This window comes from Falsiroseomonas oryzae (assembly GCF_027856955.1).
Lineage (GTDB): Bacteria > Pseudomonadota > Alphaproteobacteria > Acetobacterales > Acetobacteraceae > Falsiroseomonas > Falsiroseomonas oryzae.
In genome coordinates, this window is the sequence record NZ_JAPSMD010000617.1 from 1 (window position 1) to 2,514 (window position 2,514).

Annotated in this window: 3 protein-coding genes; 1 reads left to right on the forward strand and 2 read right to left on the reverse strand. The window is 71.8% G+C overall.

Annotated elements, in window-relative coordinates:
• Positions 1-1,096, forward strand: a 1,096-nt coding sequence (locus OZN99_RS29685; RefSeq protein ID WP_270938817.1) for a TIGR03013 family XrtA/PEP-CTERM system glycosyltransferase, incomplete at its 5' end; no start/stop codon positions are given.
• Positions 1,097-1,118: 22 nt separating this feature from the next.
• Here the strand turns inward: OZN99_RS29685 and OZN99_RS29690 are convergent.
• Positions 1,119-1,763, reverse strand: a complete 645-nt coding sequence (locus tag OZN99_RS29690) for a cysteine peptidase family C39 domain-containing protein (RefSeq protein ID WP_270938818.1) — start codon at positions 1,761-1,763, stop codon at positions 1,119-1,121.
• 134 nt (positions 1,764-1,897) lie between these two features.
• The coding region (locus OZN99_RS29695; RefSeq protein ID WP_270938819.1) for an RsmB/NOP family class I SAM-dependent RNA methyltransferase at positions 1,898-2,514 on the reverse strand (617 nt) is incomplete at its 5' end.

Here is a 2,514-nt window from a genome sequence, read left to right on the forward strand (position 1 = left end):
CGCGCCGCGCCCGGGTGCGCTGCCGCTCTTCGCCGCCGCCGCGGTCGGGCTGGCGGCGGCGGGCATCGCCACGCGCGTGCTGCTGGCGCTGCTGCGCGGGGTGGGACTGTTCCGGAAGCGGCTTCTGGTGGTCGGCGCCGGCCATCGCGCCTGGGACCTGACCTGGCTGCTGCGCAAGGAGGGCAGTACGCCGGTCTACGACATCGCCCTGGTGCCCGCCTCGGCGGCGGAGGAGACGGACCGGCGCATCGCCGGCGACACCACGCTGCACCTCTTCCCGCCCGGCACCGGCTTCCTCGAGGCGGCGCAGGCCTTCGGCGCCGAGCAGATCATCGTCGCCCCGGACGAGCGCCGCGGCCTGCCGATGGCCGCGCTGCTGGCCTGCCGCACCGCGGGCTTCCCGGTCAGCGAATATCTGCGCGCGCTGGAGCGCGAGATCGGCCGCATCGACATCAAGCGCATCGAGCTCGGCTGGCTGCTCTATTCCGACGGCTTCAAGGACAGCGCGCTGGACCATGCGCTGAAGCGGGCGCTGGACGTTGCCGTAAGTCTCGGTCTGCTGGTCGTGACCGCCCCCTTCCTGCTGGTCGCTGCGCTGGCGGTGAAGCTGCAGGATGGCGGCCCGGCGATCTACCGCCAGGCGCGGGTGACGCAGGGCGGGCGGGTGTTCCAGATCATGAAGCTGCGCACCATGCGGGTGGATGCCGAGAAGCAGGGCGCGACCTGGGCCGCGAAGGGCGACCCGCGCGTCACCGCGCTCGGCCGCTTCCTGCGCCAGACCCGCATCGACGAGCTGCCGCAGCTGATCAACGTGCTGCGCGGCGACATGTCCATCGTCGGGCCGCGGCCGGAGCGGCCGGAATTCACCGCGACGCTGGCCGAGCAGCTGCCGCTCTACGACGAACGCCACCGCATGCGTGCCGGGCTGACCGGCTGGGCACAGGTGAACTACCCCTACGGCGCCTCGCTGGACGATGCGCGGTCCAAGCTCAGCTACGACCTGTATTACGTGAAGAACTTCACCGTGCTGTTCGACCTGCTGATCCTGATGCAGACGCTGCGCGTGGTGTTCTGGCCGGGGGGCGGCGCGCGGTAGCGCGCCCCGCGGCGCGGCCGGATCAGTAGGTGACGATCGCGGCCATCTTCTGCAGCGCGCCGGTGGCCAGGACCTGGCCGGTGACCGCGCCCGCACGGCGCGGCTTGTAGGTGATCGGCGCTGCCGATTCCAGGTGCTGCACCCCGTACCATGGGTCGAGTATCAGGTAGCGGTTCGCATTCCCGCTGATGGGACCGGCGATCACGACGAAATGGGCGCTTCCGCTTGGCCACTTGAAACTGAGGATGCCCGGGTTCTTCTCGGAGCACTTGCCCCAATGCGTTGTCCAGTCGGTGGTGGTCGCTGCCAGCTTGCGCGCGCTGGCGATCTTGGAGTCCTGGAGCGCCTTCACGAGATGGGCGGACAGCGTGCCGGCGGCGTCGAAGTCGTGCGCACCCTGCGCGGTGGCCGAGAGCGGAGAGGTGTCGGCGGCGCTGAGGCTCTGCTCTGACAGCGCGACGAGCCCGCCGAAATAGGCCTGCCCGATATTCTCGCCCCTGGCCAGCTTCACCACCATGCGGACGCAGGTGGGACCGCAGGCATTGTCGAGGTTCTGGCGGTCGATCCAGTGCCACTTCCCGTCCCCGCCGTCGCCGGTCGCCACCTTCTCGTAGCGTGCCACACCGGTGCCGGAGACCTTGTGGCCGTAGTCGGTCGGCGTGACCATGAAACCGTCCCTTAATCGCGGCCCCTGCCGCTTCGGGCAACTTAACCGCAGGTTCCGGACGCCGACAGGCAAATTCTACCACCGCGAGAAATCCGTCGTGCTGTGTCGCGTCGACCCGGCCGCACGGGTAGCGGTCAGGTCCGGACGAAGCGCGCCGCGAAGAAGCCGTCCAGCCCACCGCGCTCCGCCCACATGTCCGGCCGCGTGCGCAGCGTCGAGCGGGCCGTCAGCGCCTGCTCGAGCCCCGGAAGCTCGTCCGCGCGGATCGGTTCCGGCACCAGGCCGAGCGCGGCGGCACGCGCCAGATGCGCCTCCCCCTCCTCCGGCTGCAGGGAACAGGTGGCCATCACCAGCCGGCCGCCCGGGCGCAGCAGCCGGGCTGCCTGCGCCATCAGCCGTGCCTGCGTCTCGGCCATCTGTCCCACGTCGCCGGGGCGCTTGAGGTGCGGGATATCGGGGTGGCGGCGGATGATGCCGGTGGCGGTGCAGGGCGCGTCCAGCAGGACGGCGTCGAACCCCGCTTCCGCCGGCGACCAGCCCGACGCGTCGGCCTCCACCAGTTCCGCCGACAGCTTCAGCCGCGCCAGGTTCTCGCGCAGCCGGGCCAGGCGGCGCGGGTCGCGCTCCACCGCCACCACCTGGGCGCCGGCCGCGGCCAGTTGCGCAGTCTTGCCGCCGGGCGCGGCGCAGAGATCGGCCACACGCTCCCCGGGGCGCACGCCCAGCAGCCGGGCGGGCAGCGCGGCGGCCG

Excerpts from the sequence above, each read along its gene's own strand:
- OZN99_RS29690 (WP_270938818.1), bottom strand. The coding sequence starts at position 1,763 with ATGGTCACGCCGACCGACTACGGCCACAAGGTCTCCGGCACCGGTGTG.